Source organism: Deltaproteobacteria bacterium, from assembly GCA_016219225.1.
Lineage (GTDB): Bacteria > Desulfobacterota > RBG-13-43-22 > RBG-13-43-22 > RBG-13-43-22 > RBG-13-43-22.
In genome coordinates this window covers 1-16,619 of sequence record JACRBX010000292.1, presented here as the reverse complement: position 1 = coordinate 16,619, position 16,619 = coordinate 1, and the positions used below count along the sequence as shown (strand labels likewise).

At 49.4% G+C, this 16,619-nt stretch carries 12 protein-coding genes and 2 pseudogenes; 4 read left to right on the top strand and 10 right to left on the bottom strand.

From position 1 onward, the window contains the following. Window position 1 precedes the first annotated feature (1 nt). From HY879_23990 to mraZ, 6 genes and pseudogenes are all read right to left on the bottom strand, one after another. The gene (locus HY879_23990; protein ID MBI5606405.1) at window positions 2–1,393 is read right to left on the bottom strand and encodes a UDP-N-acetylmuramoyl-tripeptide--D-alanyl-D-alanine ligase; all 1,392 of its coding nucleotides are present in this window, start codon (window positions 1,391–1,393) and stop codon (window positions 2–4) included. Continuing rightward, a pseudogene (locus tag HY879_23985) lies at window positions 1,377–2,903 on the bottom strand (UDP-N-acetylmuramoyl-L-alanyl-D-glutamate--2,6-diaminopimelate ligase). Before HY879_23985 ends, HY879_23990 begins: the two are co-directional and overlap by 17 nt. 15 nt (window positions 2,904–2,918) lie before the next feature. Then, window positions 2,919–4,901: a transpeptidase family protein gene (locus HY879_23980; protein MBI5606404.1), complete on the bottom strand. Its 1,983-nt coding sequence runs from the start codon at window positions 4,899–4,901 to the stop codon at window positions 2,919–2,921. Continuing rightward, entirely contained in the window at window positions 4,898–5,224 is a 327-nt protein-coding gene (locus HY879_23975; protein MBI5606403.1) for a cell division protein FtsL, read from the bottom strand. The genes HY879_23980 and HY879_23975 overlap by 4 nt, the downstream gene beginning before the upstream one ends. Then, the gene (gene rsmH, locus HY879_23970; protein ID MBI5606402.1) at window positions 5,221–6,138 is read right to left on the bottom strand and encodes a 16S rRNA (cytosine(1402)-N(4))-methyltransferase RsmH; all 918 of its coding nucleotides are present in this window, start codon (window positions 6,136–6,138) and stop codon (window positions 5,221–5,223) included. Before rsmH ends, HY879_23975 begins: the two co-directional genes overlap by 4 nt. Window positions 6,139–6,171: 33 nt before the next feature. Continuing rightward, entirely contained in the window at window positions 6,172–6,612 is a 441-nt protein-coding gene (mraZ, locus tag HY879_23965; protein ID MBI5606401.1) for a division/cell wall cluster transcriptional repressor MraZ, read from the bottom strand. A gap of 309 nt (window positions 6,613–6,921) precedes the next feature. Here mraZ and HY879_23960 point away from each other — a divergent pair. Both HY879_23960 and ahbC read left to right on the top strand, forming a co-directional pair. Next, window positions 6,922–8,730, top strand: a pseudogene (locus HY879_23960) (AAA family ATPase). A 12-nt stretch (window positions 8,731–8,742) separates the two neighbouring features. Beyond that, the gene (ahbC, locus tag HY879_23955; GenBank protein MBI5606400.1) at window positions 8,743–9,927 is read left to right on the top strand and encodes a 12,18-didecarboxysiroheme deacetylase; all 1,185 of its coding nucleotides are present in this window, start codon (window positions 8,743–8,745) and stop codon (window positions 9,925–9,927) included. Window positions 9,928–10,119: 192 nt separating this feature from the next. Here the strand turns inward: ahbC and HY879_23950 are convergent, their stop codons facing one another. The 4 genes from HY879_23950 to HY879_23935 all read right to left on the bottom strand — a co-directional run bounded on the left by HY879_23950 (window position 10,120) and on the right by HY879_23935 (window position 14,509). Next, window positions 10,120–11,658 carry a DUF4301 family protein gene (locus HY879_23950; protein ID MBI5606399.1) on the bottom strand — a complete coding sequence of 513 codons (1,539 nt, stop codon included), beginning with the start codon at window positions 11,656–11,658 and terminating at the stop codon, window positions 10,120–10,122. Window positions 11,659–11,722: 64 nt separating this feature from the next. Then, entirely contained in the window at window positions 11,723–13,147 is a 1,425-nt protein-coding gene (locus HY879_23945; GenBank protein MBI5606398.1) for a DUF4139 domain-containing protein, read from the bottom strand. Between the two features lie 201 nt (window positions 13,148–13,348). After that, the gene (locus HY879_23940) at window positions 13,349–14,116 is read right to left on the bottom strand and encodes a hypothetical protein (protein MBI5606397.1); all 768 of its coding nucleotides are present in this window, start codon (window positions 14,114–14,116) and stop codon (window positions 13,349–13,351) included. Window positions 14,117–14,140: 24 nt separating this feature from the next. Beyond that, a complete protein-coding gene (locus HY879_23935) occupies window positions 14,141–14,509 on the bottom strand; it encodes a cupin domain-containing protein (protein ID MBI5606396.1) in 369 nt (122 codons plus the stop codon). A 169-nt stretch (window positions 14,510–14,678) separates the two neighbouring features. Here HY879_23935 and HY879_23930 point away from each other — a divergent pair, with 169 nt between their 5' ends. Beyond that, on the top strand, window positions 14,679–15,242 hold the full coding sequence (locus HY879_23930; GenBank protein ID MBI5606395.1) for a GAF domain-containing protein: 564 nt from the start codon (window positions 14,679–14,681) through the stop codon (window positions 15,240–15,242). A 182-nt stretch (window positions 15,243–15,424) separates the two neighbouring features. After that, a complete protein-coding gene (gene gap, locus HY879_23925; protein MBI5606394.1) occupies window positions 15,425–16,435 on the top strand; it encodes a type I glyceraldehyde-3-phosphate dehydrogenase in 1,011 nt (336 codons plus the stop codon). Window positions 16,436–16,619 lie beyond the last annotated feature (184 nt).

Genomic DNA, 16,619 nt, shown 5'->3' with positions numbered 1-16,619 from the left:
TTTATCCCTGATCCTCCAAGGCCCGGACGACGGCCTCCATATCCATCCCATGGGATCCTTTGAACAACAAGTGATCCCCCTCCTGGATAAGATTAACTAAATAGTCGATAATCTCCTTTTGACTCTGGGTCCCAAAGGTCTTTCGGGGAGGTCGAAAGCCCTTTAAGGCCTCTGACAATAATTCCAGGGAAAAAGGACCTAAGGTAACCAGATATTCCACCCCCATCTCTCCAATCATTCTGCCGAGTTCCCTGTGGGCTTCAAGTGTCTGATCCCCAAGTTCCAGCATATCCCCCAAAACCAGTCCCCCTCTTTTCCCCTGTTTTAATGATTCAAAGGCTTTTAGAGCGGCTTTCAGCGAAGCCGGGTTGGCATTATAGGTGTCGTCGATCAACCAGGCACCTTTGATCCCTTTTTTGATTTCCAGGCGATGTTCCGGAGGTTTAAACCCCTCCAAACCCTGGCGCACCTTTTCCAGGGACAGGCCAAGGGCCAGGGCGGTGGCAGCCGCCCCCAGGGCATTACTGGTATTATGTTCGCCTTGAATCGGCAAAAGTATTTCTGCCTGCTCCCCTTTAACAAAAATTTGGAAGCGGATCCCATGGGGAGTTACGATTAATTGATCTGCTCTAACCTCCGCTTCAGGATTAAGTCCAAAGGTTATCTTTTGGGCACGGCAAGATTCAGCCAGATCCCGTATCCTCGGATCATCATAATTGACCACGGCTAAGTGGTCGGATTCCAGGGCCTCAAAGAGTTCTCCCTTGGCCTTGGCTACCATGGATAAGGAACCCAGGCCCTCTAAGTGGGCCGGTCCGATATTGGTCAAAAGCCCTACCGACGGCTTGGCGATCCAGCATAAACGGGCGATCTCGCCTAAATGGTTCATACCCATTTCCATTACGGCAAATCGGTGGCCCTCATTTAAAGAAAAAAGACTTAAGGGCAACCCGATGGTGTTATTCAGGTTGCCCGGATTTTTTAAGGTCGGGCCAACCTGTCCCAGGATGGCGGCCAGCATTTCTTTGGTGGTGGTCTTGCCGTTACTCCCTGAAATCCCGATCAAGGTTACCGGAAATTTTCTGCGCCACAGACCGGATAAATCCCCCAGGGCCGAAAGGGTGTCGTTAACCTGGATGACCACCTGCTCCGGCAACAATCCTTTGACCGGTTCAGAAACCAGGACAGCACTGGCCCCTTTTTCAAAAGCCTGGGGGATATAATGGTGGCCATCAAATCGCGGTCCTTTCAAGGCCACAAACAGATCCCCGGGCCTCAGGGTCCTGGTGTCTGTTGATATCCCAACGGCCTTCCGGCCCAGATCCCCCTGGATCAAGCGGCCGGAAATACCGGTGATCAATTCCTCCCAACCCAATTTATCCGTGCTGAACATCTATGGTATCCAAAGCCTTGCGGGCTTCTTGCCGATCATCAAAATCAAGGATCTTAGAACCCAGAAGCTGATAGGTTTCATGCCCCTTGCCGGCTATCAAAATAATATCTCCGGGTCGGGCCAAACGAACAGCCAGGGCAATGGCCTCCCTTCGATCTGGGACTATCGTATAGCCGGGGGATTCCGGGATTTGTTTTAATGCCTTCCCCTCTAAACAGGGTAATCCCAGTTCTTGCAGCCCTGATTCAATAGCCTCTATAATCTTAAGAGGATCCTCGGATCTTGGATTATCCGAGGTGACCACGGTCAGGCGGCTCAATCCTCCGGCAATCCGGCCCATAAGCGGGCGTTTTGATAGATCCCGATCGCCCCCGCAACCGAATACGGTGATGACCCGGCCGCGGCCATATTCTTTTAAAGCAATCAAGGCAAAACGTAAGGCCTCCGGCTTATGGGAATAATCTACCAGGACGGTCAAACCTTTTTCATTCGGGACAGGCTCCATTCTCCCGGGGACGCGGGCCAAAGATTCAATACCTTTTTGAATAGTCTCCCCCCTCAGGTCAAAACCTTCGCCTACGGCCCAGGCGGCCAGGATATTAGACAGATTAAATTGTCCGATCAAAGGGGATTTAACCAAAAAAACCCCCTGGGGCGTTTGAATCCGGGATTCGATGCCGCTCAGGTTCGAGTGGACCTTTAAAGGGAAATAGGCGGCCTTTTGATCTATCCCATAGTCCTGCTTGGGGCCTTTCCAGTCCTGCCAGAGCCTCTGTCCATAAGGGTCATCCTGATTAATGATAGCCAACCCCTTCTTTTTAACCTTGAGGTGTTGATGGAACAACTTGGCCTTGGCCTGAAAATAATCTTCCAAATCCTTATGGTAATCCAGATGATCCTGGGACAAATTGGTAAAGACCGCCTGGTCAAAATAGATTTCCGCCACCCGGCCCTGGTCCAGGGCATGGGAGGAAACCTCCATAACGACATGGGTTATTTTATCCCTCACCATATCGTCTAAAAGAGCTTGCAAGTCCGATGACTCCGGCGTCGTTACCGGCGCCGGCCGGACCTTGGAGCCCTACCGGTAATCAATCGTTCCTAAAACACCCACTGAAAAACCGGCCGTTTTCAGGATCGACTCTATTAAATAAGAAGTGGTCGTTTTTCCGCTGGTTCCGGTGATACCGACCAGGTGCAGTCTGGAGGCCGGATGGCCGTAAAAAAGGGCCGCTAATCGCCCCAGGGCCTTTCGGCTGTTTTTTACCTGAACCTGGGTGACCGTTGAGGGAATACCCCCGGCCGCTTCCTCAACAACAACTGCCCGGCATCCATTTTGAACCGCCTGATCAATAAACCGATGACCATCGGTCTTATGGCCGGAAATGGCCACAAACAAGCCATTATCCTTGACCTTTCGGGAGTCATAGGCCAGGTTGGTTATCTCCAGGTCGGTGTCTCCCTTAACCTTGGCCTCCGGCAATATTTTTAATAATTCACTTAAACGCAAAATAATTCTTTCCCCTCAGAGAACCGGTTGGAATTGGATCTGACAGCGGTTTCTCTGACTTAAGAGGGTGCCGGGTAAGGGCCATTGGGTTACGGCCCTTCCGCTTCCTTTGAGAATTACCGGAACCTCATAGGTCTTCATAACATCCAGGACCTTGCGCATGCTCATTCCCCGCACATCCGGCATGATCCGTTTGTTTTGTAGATCGGTTGAAGATAGGGGTTCTTCTTCTTTGGCCTTCTGGGCCATAATCCAGGGGGTCATGTCCGGTTTTTCCGGCGGAGCCTCATAAGGGACCTCCTGGGCAGGCCTTCTCACCCCCCAGGTGGATAGGGTTTGTTCGGCAATCCCTTTAAAAACAGGGGCACAAACCACCCCCCCGTAATGGCTCCCCTTGGGCTCGTCGACTATCACCACGATGACCAAAGAGGGGTCTTCGGCTGGAAGGAACCCCATAAAAGTGGACATATATTTTCCCGGTGCATAACGCCTGGTTTCCGATGAAACCTTTTGGGCCGTACCAGTCTTACCCCCCACAGCCAGCCCTTCGATAGCCGCCTGAGTTGCCGTTCCACCCGGTTCGGTTACTCTGGATAAAAGACGGCGCATTAACCGGGCTGTTTCAGGAGATAAGACCTGCCTTACGGGTCGAGGCGAAAATTCTTTGACCGGATGACCCTTCTGGTCAAGGATCTGGCGTACCAGATAAGGTTTCATCAAACGACCGTCATTGGCAATAGACCCCAAGGCACAGGCCAGTTGTATCCCGGTTACCGTTACGCCCTGTCCAAAGCAGATATTGGCCGCTTCAATTTCTCCCCAGCGGTGATGAGACCAAACCACCCCCCCGACTTCACCCGGCAGATCGATACCGGTTTCTTTTCCAAAACCAAAATTTTTAATATAGGTATAAAATGTCTTGGGCCCTAATTTTTTCCCTATTTTAGTGGCCCCGATATTACTGGAGACCTTGATGACGTCCTGGACGGAAAGCCATCCATGGGGGTGCACATCATGAATAACATGGTTTCCCACCCGATAAGCCCCGTTCTCACAAAATATCATATCATTGGGGGTAAACTTTTTTTCCTCCAGGGCGGCTGCCAGTAAAAAAGTTTTGAAGGTCGACCCGGGTTCAAAGGTATCGGTCAGACCCTGGTTCCTTCGAAAGCCCGGCGGGACCTCCCGGAAGGCATTCAAATTATAAGCGGGATAATTGGCCAGGGCCAGGATCTCTCCGTTTTTAGGGTTTAAGACGATAGCCACCCCCCCCTTGGCCTGGCTTTTGATAACCCCTTTTTTTAATTCCTTTTCGGCTACGTATTGGATGTTTTTATCTAAGGTCAGGACCAGGCTTAACCCCTCATTTTCCTGGATCGATTCCATGTCATTCAAATAAAGGGCCCGGCCCAGGGCATCCCGGACACTGGGCTCATAAAGATAGGGGCTTTTCAGATAAGAATCGTATTGTCTCTCCAGCCCTTCCAAACCTTTGGGATCCATTCCAACAAACCCGATAACGTGACTGGCCAGGTCCCTATAGGGATAGAAGCGCTGCGCTTCCTTGGTAAAGGCCACCCCTTCGATGCTTTGCGCCCGCACAGCCGCACATTCATCCGGTGTGGCCCGGCGTTTTAAATAGACGAAAGGTTTGGGCTGTTTGAGCAAGCCCGAAAGGCGGGTCTGGTCCAAGGCCAGTAAAGGGCCCAGTCGATCCGAAGCCTGCTGGATGTTTTTTATATCTCTGGTCTGGGCAAAAATGGATTCCATTTCAATAGTCATGGCCAGCTCAAAGCGGTTACGATCATAAATGATCCCCCGTTTATGGGATCGGGGGATCATTTTCTCTATCTCGGCTTTAGCAATCCTGGTCAGTTTGGGCCCCTGCCATATTTGAAGTTGGAAGGCCCGGCCGATGACCACGGCAAAGAGAAAGCAGCACAGTCCGAAGACCCAATACAAACGAAAACGGATCCACTTGAATTCAAAGTCCTTCATTTAAGGATCTCAATCTGTCCTTTTCCCGGAGTTTTTAACCCTAATTTAGTTAAGGCAATCCCCTCGATCCTTTCCGGAGATTTTAAATTGGCCAACTGAATACGTAATTTTTTACTGAATTCCAATAATTCCCTTTTTTCTTTTTGGGCTTTGGCGATATCGTAGCTTAAGTTGACCTCCTGGAAATGCAGCCAGACGTAGAGCAAGACCCCGGGCACAAAAAAGATTAACAAGAAAATCAAATATTTTATCGGGCCATGGGGGATTTTGTCCTTGGTCTTTTTTTTTCTCGAACGGGGCTGGGGTTTGATGAGGGTATTCATAAGGTCCCTTCCATCCGTTCCCCCACCCTTAACTTGGCCCCTCGGGACCGGGGATTCTCTTTCATCTCATCCAGGGAGGGGATTACCGGTTTCACCGTTACTCTTTTAAATATCGGCTGGCTTTCGGGTTTTTTGGGTTCTGCCAAACCGAGGGGATCCGGCACCCCCCGCTCTAATCGCAAAAAAGCCTGTTTGATGAGCCGATCCTCCAAAGAATGATAGGCAATCAGGCAGACCCTCCCGCCCTGGGTCAAGGTCTCGAGAAACTGCTCCAGAAAGGTCCTTAATTGGGCCAACTCCTCATTAATATGAATCCGCAGGGCCTGAAAAGTCCGGGTGGCCGGATGAATCCGTCCTCCCCCGGGGACAGCCCGGGCAATCAGTTCCGCCAATTCTCGAGTGGTCTTAAGCGGCCCTTTAGCTTGAAAGGCCAGGATTTTTTTGGCGATTGGTTTGGCCCATCTTTCTTCGCCATATTCCCGAATGACCCTTACCAGATCTTTTTCGTTGATTTGAGCCAGCCATTCCCGGGCCGAGATTCCCCGGGTCTGGTCCATTCTCATATCCAAAGGATCTTCCCGTTGGAAACTGAATCCCCTCCCCGGATTTTCTATTTGAAAGGAAGAAAAACCCAGATCCAGAAGGATACCGTTTACCGCCTGAATACCGAGCACTGAAAGATGGTCTCTCAGGTCTCCAAATTTTCCCTGAATCAGGTGTACACGGCTGGAATAGGGCTTTAATCTTTCCCGGGCCAAGGCCAGGCTTTCCGGGTCCCGATCTATCCCAATAACCTGGGTGGTTGCAGGACTGTGTTGAAGTATGGCCAGGGCATGTCCTCCTGTTCCGAGGGTGCCGTCCACAAATAGGCCTCCCTGGGCACACCGAAGATAATGAACCGCTTCATGAACCATTACCGGCTTATGAATAGTCGATTGCGTTGCTCCTTATAGACCCAGTGAGGCCAGTTTGTCTTCTAAAACAGCTAAATTATCGATGCTCTTGGCCAGTTCTTCTTCGAACTTGATCTTGTCCCAAATTTCAAAATACTTGAGTTGACCGGCCAGGATCACTTCTTTTTCCAATTTGGCAAAATCCCGCAGCGTCGGGGGGATCAATATCCGACCCTGGCTGTCTAAGCTGCACTCACAGGCCCCGGAAAACAAAAAACGTTTAAATGAACGTATGTCCCGATCAACCATAGAAAGCTGGCCCATTTTCTCTTCTATCTCTTGCCATTCCTTAAAGGGGTATACGGTCAGACACTGCTCCCAATTCGTTACTATCAGACGGGAGTCCCCATTCGTCTTGATTAAATCACGGAAACGGGTCGGGATGCTGACCCGCCCTTTAGAGTCAATTAAATGGATTGATCGTCCGCGAAACACCTGCTTTACCCCTGTTTAAAATGAATAACCCTACACCAATCCCCACAATTCCCCACTTTCATGTAACTATAAATTAAAAACAGGGTTTGTCAAGGAAAAAAATTGGGTTACCATTGGAAATTCCTAAAATTTCTCCCCTTTCTGCCGAAAAGGAGATGGTGGTTGAAACCCATTAGGGGATGCATTATATTTACTATCAAATAGCTTGGTGATAAAGGGCATTTCGATTAAGGTCCGGATGCGGGTCACCAGTAACAAAAATCATTTTCCGATCGGAAAAATCCGAGTCATATAAAGTAAGAGGTCATAATGGAAGATTCAGAAAATAAGAAAATTTTTACGGAAGAATTGAATCAGAAACTCCCAACCCAAAAAGAATGGGAGAGGGAATTAAGCGATTATCTTTCCAAAAAATACGGGGATCGAATTAAAATCATTACCCCCTTCGTAATCCCAAAGGGGGAAACGGAAGAGACCGAACCAAGGCCAAAAGAACCCAAAGGGGTGGCCTCCAAGATCAATTTTAACCTGAAGCCAGAAGAATTGGAGGCCTATCTGGATGAATATGTCATCCAGCAAGATGAGGCCAAGGCCGTCCTGGCCACCAAGATCAGCACCCATTTTAATCGAATCAAGTATTGGGAACAGCAGGACAAACAAACTGGATCGGAAACGGTGGGCCTGATTAAAAATAACATCATTATGATCGGGCCCACCGGAGTGGGAAAGACTTATCTGATCAAATTGATTGCCAAGAAATTAGGGGTTCCCTTTGCCAAAGGGGATGCCACCAAATTCAGTGAAACCGGTTATGTCGGCGGAGACGTTGAGGATCTGGTCCGTGACCTGGTTTATGAAGCCAACGACGATATCGAACTGGCCCAATACGGGATCATCTATATTGATGAGATCGATAAAATCGCCTCCAGCCACAATCTGATCGGACCCGATGTCTCCCGTACCGGGGTCCAGCGGGCCTTATTGAAACCCATGGAGGAAACCGACGTGGACCTGCGGGTGGCGCACGACCCGATTTCTCAATTGCAGGCTATATAGAATTATCGCAAGACCGGCAAAAAGGAAAAAAGAACCATCAACACCAAAAATATCCTGTTTATTGTCAGCGGGGCCTTCAATGATCTGGATAAGATCATCCAAAAAAGGGCCCAGGAGAAAGGCATAGGATTCGAGGCCCCTCTTAAGTCTAAGAAGCCGACCCAAAAATTGCTGAGCCAGGTTCGGGCCGAAGATTTGATGGCCTATGGATTTGAATCCGAATTTGTGGGACGATTGCCAGTGACCGTGGTTTTGGAAGAATTGTCCCAAGATGATCTCTATCAGATCCTGAAAAATCCGAATAATCCGATTATCCGAAGCAAGAAGAGAGACTTCAAGGCCTACGGCATCGACATCCTTTTCGAGGATGAGGCCTTACGACTATTGGCCCAAAGGGCTTATGAGGAAAAAACCGGGGCCCGCGGTCTGGTCAGTGTCGTAGAAAAAGCCTTGATCCAATTTGAAAAAAAATTACCCTCTCTGGCGATTAATCAATTTCTGGTTACCCTGGAGGTGGTCCTTGACCCTCACCAAGAACTTGTCAATCTGCTGAATGATGAAGAGGATGCCCTCCGGAAAAGCCGTTTCCAGGAGGCCTGGAGAAAAGAACGTCTCGCCCTGACGGAAAGACTGAAAGAAAAAGCCCCTGAATACACCGGTTGTTTTGATAGCCGGTTAACGGAATTCCGGTCGGAGATGATCGCTTGCCGTTCCCTGGAATTGGTTCAGGATCTGGCCCAATCCTTTCAGGAAGTCTGGCAAATGATTCAGCAAGTCCAGGAATATGAACTGCGGTTCTTTGAACGTTTCGGGATCAGTCTCAAGTTTTCGGAGGAAGGGATAGATGCCATCCTCCAGAAGGCCCTGGAATCAAAGGTTAGTGTCTGGTCCATCTGTGAAAATTTATCTAAGGATTTTGAGTATGGATTTAAACTGGTTCAGGAAAAAACCGGACTGAACCGTTTTATTATTACCCCTGAGGCCATTTCCAACCCGGAAGGCTATATCCAGAAACTGATTCGAACCTACTATCGTGGCGAAGAATCGGTAGTCAATCAGTAAGAAAGAATAATTATGATAGGCATATCCAAACTTTATTTGGGCACCGTAGAACCTTCCGATGCCCTGAGATATGGTCGGCGTTCGGATCGATTACCTTCCCATCTCCTCCAGTTTTCTCATGATAAAAAACCGGTGGTGGTCTGGAATATTACCCGGCAATGCAACCTGAAGTGCCGGCATTGTTACGCCCAGGCCTTACACCAAAAAACCCCCGATGAGTTAACTACCGAAGAAGGGAAGGCCTTATTGGATGATCTCAGTGCTTACGGGGCACCGGTGATCCTGTTTTCAGGAGGGGAACCGCTCATGCGGCCTGACCTTCCGGAGCTGGCCCAGTATGCGGTAGCTAAAGGGATGCGGGCGGTCATATCGACTAACGGGACTTTAATCACCAAAAGGCTGGCCGAAACCTTAAAGGCCATCGGCCTGTCTTATGTAGGCATCAGCCTGGATGGAATGGAAGCGGTTAATGATCATTTCCGGGGTGTTTCCGGGGCCTTCGCACAAGCCCTGACCGGTATCCGGAACTGCCGTCAAGCCGGTATCAAAGTGGGCCTGCGGTTTACCATCAACCGGATGAACCAGGATCAGGTCTCTCCTATCTTTGATCTTCTGAAAAAGGAAGATATCCCCAGGGTCTGTTTTTATCATCTGGTGTATGCCGGTCGCGGGTCCCAGTTGATCCAGGAAGACCTGGATCATCTCCAAACACGGCAGATGGTTGATTTGATTATCGACCGGACCAAAGAACTGTACGATGCCGGCTATGAAAAGGAAGTCCTGACCGTTGACAACCATGCCGATGGACCTTATCTGTATCTGCGTCTCCTCAAGGAAGGATCATCCCGGGCCTCTGAAGTCCTGGAGCTCTTGAAAATGAACGAGGGAAACAGTTCGGGACGGGGGATTGGGTGCATCAGTTGGGACGGAGAGGTTTATGCCGACCAATTCTGGCGCCATTATTCCTTTGGCAATGTGAAAGGGCGGCCCTTCAGCCAAATCTGGGAGGATACGACCAACTTTTTAATGGGACAACTGAAAGATAAGAAAAAATATGTTACCGGACGCTGTGCCGGCTGCCGCTGGTTGGATATTTGCGGCGGAAATTTTCGGGTTCGGGCCGAAGCCGCTACCGGTGACCTTTGGGCTCCCGATCCGGCCTGCTATTTGACCGATCAGGAAATCGGACTGGCCTGACTTAAGGTGCAAGGTGCAGGGTTGAAGGTGTAAGGTTTTTCAAGCTGAAACTTGCATCTTGCAACTTTATTCTATAACTAAGTCCCTGACCCCTGAAGGTTATTTTCGAACTAAGCCCTCATGCTCCTTGGGGCACCACGAAACATGAAAATGTCTTTCGCCGAACACTGAACGACGAACGGTATTTTCGTCTTAAACACCTGGCTGATGGTCCGGTTTCAACAAGTCGTTGATGGTTTTAACCGGACTAAAGGTCTGGTTTGGCACCTCTACAAAAAAGGTAATCCAGCAAGCCATAGCGCCGTTCCAGAGCCCTGGCAACTCCAGGGCCTTAAGATCCCGCCCATTTTGCGATTTCCTGGTAATAAAAACAGCCTCCGGATCCCTGTATTGCCTTAGGTCAAAGGGTCTTCCTTCATAATCACGAACCGCGCAGACCAGATCGACCGGGTTAAAATGGGTGGAAGAGGCCCAAATGGCTTTTTGTTCGATTGATCCGGGATCGATTTGGGCACTTTCCACAATCTGCAGGGAAAGGGCCCCGTCTTGGCCTTCCACCCAGAAAGGTCCCCCCCCAGGTTCCCCTGCATTCTTGACCATCCCGCAGACCCGAATGGGTCTGTTCAATTTCTCGAATAAGAAATCGGTTTGTTGCTTTATGGGCCAATTCTGGAAACCGGGGGGTTCAGAAACCAACAGCCGGTTACGGCAAAAGGTCCTCATTTCATCAAGCTGGTCTGCGGAGTCCATCCCGTCCTTCAACCTCCGGATCAAACCGTGGACCATTTGCTGCATTTTGACCAGATAGCCTCCCAGGACCTTTTTCCAGATAATCGTCTGTTCCTTTAGCCGGTCCGGCAGGATATTATCGATATTCTTTATATAGATCAAATCGCCTTGGAGGTTATTGAGATTTTCCAGGAGGGCCCCGTGACCGCCGGGGCGGAAAAGAAGCTTTCCGGATCCTTCCCGGAAGGGTCTATCCTCCAGGTCAACGGCCAGGGTATCGGTCGAATGCCTTTGAAACGAGAAAGAGACATTTAAACAGCATTGGTACTGTTGTTCATACCGGGGTCGTACCTTTATGAAAAAATCCCTGACCGTTCTTTCATGTTCCGGTGCCACCGTCACATGAAGGCGACATTGCCCGGTACGATCACAGAGGGTATAAAAAGCCTCGACCAGGTGTTCTTCAAAAGCCGTACGGTTTTGGATCGGATAAACATGAAATTTATGTAACCCCTTAGGCAGGGTCAGGTAGTTTAATCCCCGATCGGTAAGGAGATAGTTTAAAATCTCCCGCCACCGTCTCTGTTGGATGATTGTTGAGATATCCTGTCCGTCTTGAGCCAGAGACTCTTTCAAGTCCTCAAAAAATGCAAATTGGTTAATCCCCGTTACTAAACGGAAGAATTCCCTGATTGTTGGATCGCAGGAGGTATCATCCGGCTGAATTTCATTCTCGGCAAAGGAAGCTGGATTGAGATAAAAGGGTAAAATCGCCTGAAACATTCGGGTAGCCGCTCCCGAGGCCGGAACGAATTTAAAAAACCGGCCTTCCTGGGCCGCTTCTTCCTGCCTTTGAATCAAGTTTTTTATCTCCGACTCAGGGATCTTTTGAATTCCGTCCCCAAGGGTACAGGGTCTGTTCAGGCGAAGATAGCCACAAGTCTTCTGGAATAAGGCGATCTGGGCCTGAACCTGATCTTCGGAAATTCCCAGTTCTGACATGAGCCGGAGATCATCCCGATTGAATTTCCAATGCCTGATCAAAACTTTTTTCGCTCCATATATTTTAGAACCTTATCCTTACCCGATAATTTAGCTTGCTTTCCTGGTTTTTGGGAACAGACACCTCAAAGGCAATGGTCGAAACATCCAGCTTGGAATAGGGATGGGATTTTTCAAGGACCTTCCAATCTCCCGACAAAGGTTCCACCACCCGTATGATTACATCTTCTTTCTTATGATTCCGAAGGGTGATTTCATAAGCGGATTCATAGGTATCGGAGGCGATTTTTTCCCAATGGGTCTGCTTCCTTTCGGCCTTTAAATCAAAGGCCTCCCCTAATTTCAACCGGATCTTTTCATCTTTGGGTGTATGGTCTATAGTGTCCTCTCCGATCAACTGCAGGCTGCCGTCCTTATCCTGTTTATAGGCCCTGACCGTCCCTTTGGGCAGGGGGATCCCCAGATGGTTCTCCTTTGAATTGGCGAATAGGATAAAAACACCGACCTTTTGATTGGAAAGTGCTTCCCCTTGTTTGCTTCGATAATAATATTCGGAACCCCGATAGATGAATTCTTTGGTAACCGGTATCTGTTGAACACTGAGGAGACTGATCTGTTTGGTCTGATTTTCCTTGAGGGTCGTTTTTCTTTCCAGGGTATAGATATGATATTCGAAGAAGGCCTCTTCTTTAAACTGGGGCGGGGCCAGGGCGCCGGCAGCGACCAGGGCCTTCTTGGTCCTTATTAAATCTTCCCTGACCCGGTGAATATCACCGGCTACTAATTTAAGCCTGGCATTTCGATAGGCGGTGCCGCTTTTGTTATCGATGGTGACCCAGCCTGAAAGGCCGGCCCGGGTATCCTGTTCATTGAGAACCAGGACATAATCCGATTTCCAGTTGAGACCATTGGTCAAATAAAGGGCCTCTATCTTTTGAGGGGTAGTGATCTGATTATCCAGCAGCCAGATCAGGGTGGGTTTGGAAATAAGGTCCGGGGGTATTTCGGGAAAAAGGATCCTGCCCGGATGATTGAAAGTAATATCCTGACCGATTTGAAAGACCGGCTGGTTTTCGTTGTTGGCTAACAGGACGGCCGAAACCATCTCCTCCCTCTCGGTATAGGGATTCTTCGTGAAGAGTTTAACCTCCTTGCCCACGTATTTGTCCAGGAGTTTCCTGGGGCTCAACAGATCGTATTCATAATTCTGTTCCAGGACGGAAAAGGGATTGGTCTCCTGGAAGGATTTTATACTGACGCTGGTGGGAATGATTTGGGCGGCCACATCCATAAATTTGAGCTCCTGCTTACCGGAACCCAGTTTTATCTGTCGTAGATCCTTAACCAATCCCAGGTTGCTGTTGTAAACCGTTATCTCTAAGGCCTCCTGGTCCTCCTGGGAACTTACCTTCCTTTCCAGGGCCGCAACAGGAAAAGCCGTAACAAGCAGTAAAAGGGAAGCTAAAAAAATCAGGCGTCTATTTCTCATCATTCCCTCCTGCACCTCTTCCGGGTAAACTCCCGGACGAGGCGTCGATTCTTACGCTCTGTTTCTGCGAATTTATCTCAAATATTTTCACTATTATGGGTTACGGCGGTTCGTTGCACGTTGCGGGTTTCTGGTTGCTGGTTAAAACGAGTAACGAGGAACCAGGAACGTGTAACAGAGAAATTTAAATTTAGTCAGTATTTAGAACCGTAGAGACAGCCCGACAAAAGGGCCGCTTAATTTTATTTTGGCAAAGTCCGGTTCGTCCCGGGCCTCAATATCAAACAGACGGTAGCCGCCGCTGATGGTGAAATTTTTAAAGGGGATGACCCTGACCCCGGCCTCGGCTTCCCACATATAGCCATACTGGCCAGCCGGGAGCCCGGACACCTCCGCAAAAAAATTCAAAAAAGGAGCCGGATTGACATCTAAAGCGACTCCCAGGGTGGGCAGAGCAGCGGCAAAACTCCGGGATTCCTTGATGGGAGGGACCTGGTCCGGGGCGGCCAGGGAAACGTCTCCCCAGGCCCCTTTGATTCCCACCAGGGTTCCCAATTTGATCTTTCCCCCTTCCAGATTGATAAACTGGCAGGCCCAGCCAAGCTGGAGATACTGCACCTTCAGATCTCCAATCACCCGGGTGTTGACCGAATAAGTCTGGCCTCCAAACTGAACATCCCGCTTGAGGATAGTGTCGGCACTGTAACTGATTGGGGTGTAGATGAAGGTCAACCGGTTGGTGGGATTAAAAAAGACGGTAAAACGGCCATAAGGGAAACTTTTATCATCCAACCTCAAATCCGATTTAAAGTCGACATCCGTCCCCCGGCCCTCTTTGGTTACCTTGGCCACGGCCGATAAATCGGTCATCCAGTAACGCCCTTCAAATTCGACGACAGCCTCCTGGGCCCAAGCCCCACTTCCGAATAAAAGACCGAAAACCATTCCCCAAACTATTTTTTTCAGCATGGCCTTTCCCTCCTCATTTAAAAATTAACCAAGCACCTCATCTCCTTCTTTCCACTGGGGAGACACCAGACATAAAAAAGTTAAATCGGTTTGGCCCGTATTCCGTATAAATTGTCGGGCATCAGGCGGGATATAAACGGCCTGCCCCATTCGGACAGCGGACCACTCATTCCCGATATGAATGATCCCTTCTCCCTCCAGGATATAATAAATCTCGGACGAGCTTTTCAATTTATGGGGCAGGGTGCTTTCTCCGGGTTTGACAATGGCATGGGCCAGGCTGAACCCCATCTGAAGGGCGACCCCCTCACGATCGGGATGGATCAGTTCACAGAGGATGCTCCGGTCAGCGGCCTGAAAATACCTACCTTCTTTGAGGTCTTTGATAAAAATCAATGGGAATCTTTTACTTTCGAATTTTAGAATTTATTCAAATTACCTTTGTCTTTATCTCCCTTACCATTTTTTACAGGAAAAAACAATGAGCACCCAATAATCTTCTTTGAAATAATAAGGTCATCGGCTACAATTACATTTATCAATGGCTGAAAGGAGAGAATGGATGAAAGGGAAAAAAATGGATTACTTTGCCGCCCTGTACAATGTGGCCAAAGTCATTAATGTCTCCTTGGATCTTCCCCGGGTTTTGGAGGAAATTGTCCGCTGTGTAACCGAAACCATGGGGGTCAAGGCCAGTTCCTTACGCCTTCTGGACCCTCGAAAGAAAAAATTGCTCCTGGCCGCCACCCATGGCCTGACCACCGGCTATATCCGGAAAGGACCGGTTCTGGTGGAAAAAAGCGGTCTGGATCGGAAGGCCCTCAAAGGGGAATCCATATGGATAAAAGATGCCCAGACCGACAAAAATTTTCAATATGGGGGACGGGCCAAAGAGGAAGGGATCAAATCCGTACTCGTGGTTCCCTTAGGGGTGGGGAAAAAGGTCATCGGCGTCTTAAGGGTCTATACTGACAGGGTCCATGAGTTCAGCGATAAAGACCGCCAGTTCCTGGAGGCTGTGGCCAGTCTGAGCGCCATTGCCATTGAAAATGCCCGGCTCCATCAAAATCTGAAGACCGACTGTGATCTTTTAAACGCCTATAAATTCCGCCTGGACGACAATTAACGGTTTTATGTTAATCGTTTACTTATGGTGACCATTGAAAAACCCGTCATTCCCGTGCAGGCGGGAATCCAGGGGAAGTCGTCACCAGGTTTGCCCCGGAAGGCTTGAATCCGGGGCAGCGGGCACAGAAGAATTATAAATACTTTTTCGATCGGAATGATTCGGGTTAAAAAGGAGGAATCATGATACGTCTTGGTATAAATGGATTTGGTCGCATTGGACGACAAGTCTTAAAGGCCATCCTGGAAAAATATCCGAAGACCTTGCAGGTTGTGGCGATAAATGATCTTTTTGACACGGAAACCAATGCCCACCTTTTCAAATACGACACCAATTACGGCCGGTTTCCAGACAAGATTGCTGTTGAAAAAGACCGTTTTTATATCAACAACCAGCCCATCACCTGCTTTGCCTACCGTGATCCGGCCGCCATCCCCTGGGATGAAGAAAGGGTGCAAATCGTTATTGAAAGTACCGGTTTATTTACCACCGGTCCCAAGGCCGCAGCCCATCTGGAAGCCGGGGCCAAGAAGGTCATCATCTCCGCTCCGGCCAAAGAAGTCGATCTGACCATAGTCCTGGGCGTCAATCAGGAGGCTTATGATCCTAAAAAGCATCATATTGTTTCCAATGCCTCCTGCACCACCAACTGCCTGGCCCCGCCGACCCTGGTCGTTCACCAGGCCTTCGGGATTGAAAAGGGGATGATGGTTACCGTCCATTCTTATACCAATGACCAGCGCATCCTGGATCTGCCCCACAAGGATTTGCGGCGGGCCCGGGCTGCCGGTCAGAATATCATTCCCACCACCACCGGGGCGGCCAGGGCCTTGGCCCTGGTAATCCCTGAACTGGCCGGCCGTCTTGACGGTTATTCCCTGCGTGTGCCCACCCCGACGGTTTCCGTAGTGGACCTGACCGTGGAACTGAAAAAAGAGGTCCAGACCGGGGAACTCCGGGAGGCCTTAAAAAAGGCGGCCCAAACACACCTCAAAGGGATAATGGCTTGTGAAGAAGAACGGCTGGTCTCCATGGATTTCAAAGGGAATGAACATTCTTCCATCGTCGACCTGGAGTTCACCCAGGTACTGCAGGGCAACATGGCCAAGATAGTGGCCTGGTATGACAACGAATGGGGTTATTCCTGCCGGGTGGCCGATCTGGCCCATTTAATGGATCAAAAGGGGATTTAGTCTGAAGCCCCCGCGGTAAGGGGGACTTCAGAGCGAAGGCGGTTTTATTTTAGTTCGGATACTCTTTTCAGGAGCCCTTTGACGAGGTCTTCTTCTTCATGGAGAGACTTCTTGTCACCTTTTGTTTCGCGGATCTCGAGTCTTAACTCTGAAAGGTAGGAATCGAGAACCTTCTTCAGCAGCT

Excerpts from the sequence above, each read along its gene's own strand:
- HY879_23950 (MBI5606399.1), bottom strand. The coding sequence starts at position 11,658 with ATGTCAGAACTGGGAATTTCCGAAGATCAGGTTCAGGCCCAGATCGCC.
- HY879_23945 (MBI5606398.1), bottom strand. The coding sequence starts at position 13,147 with ATGAGAAATAGACGCCTGATTTTTTTAGCTTCCCTTTTACTGCTTGTT.
- HY879_23990 (MBI5606405.1), bottom strand. The coding sequence starts at position 1,393 with ATGTTCAGCACGGATAAATTGGGTTGGGAGGAATTGATCACCGGTATT.
- HY879_23930 (MBI5606395.1), top strand. The coding sequence starts at position 14,679 with ATGAAAGGGAAAAAAATGGATTACTTTGCCGCCCTGTACAATGTGGCC.
- HY879_23980 (MBI5606404.1), bottom strand. The coding sequence starts at position 4,901 with ATGAAGGACTTTGAATTCAAGTGGATCCGTTTTCGTTTGTATTGGGTC.
- HY879_23975 (MBI5606403.1), bottom strand. The coding sequence starts at position 5,224 with ATGAATACCCTCATCAAACCCCAGCCCCGTTCGAGAAAAAAAAAGACC.
- ahbC (MBI5606400.1), top strand. The coding sequence starts at position 8,743 with ATGATAGGCATATCCAAACTTTATTTGGGCACCGTAGAACCTTCCGAT.
- gap (MBI5606394.1), top strand. The coding sequence starts at position 15,425 with ATGATACGTCTTGGTATAAATGGATTTGGTCGCATTGGACGACAAGTC.
- HY879_23940 (MBI5606397.1), bottom strand. The coding sequence starts at position 14,116 with ATGCTGAAAAAAATAGTTTGGGGAATGGTTTTCGGTCTTTTATTCGGA.
- rsmH (MBI5606402.1), bottom strand. The coding sequence starts at position 6,138 with ATGGTTCATGAAGCGGTTCATTATCTTCGGTGTGCCCAGGGAGGCCTA.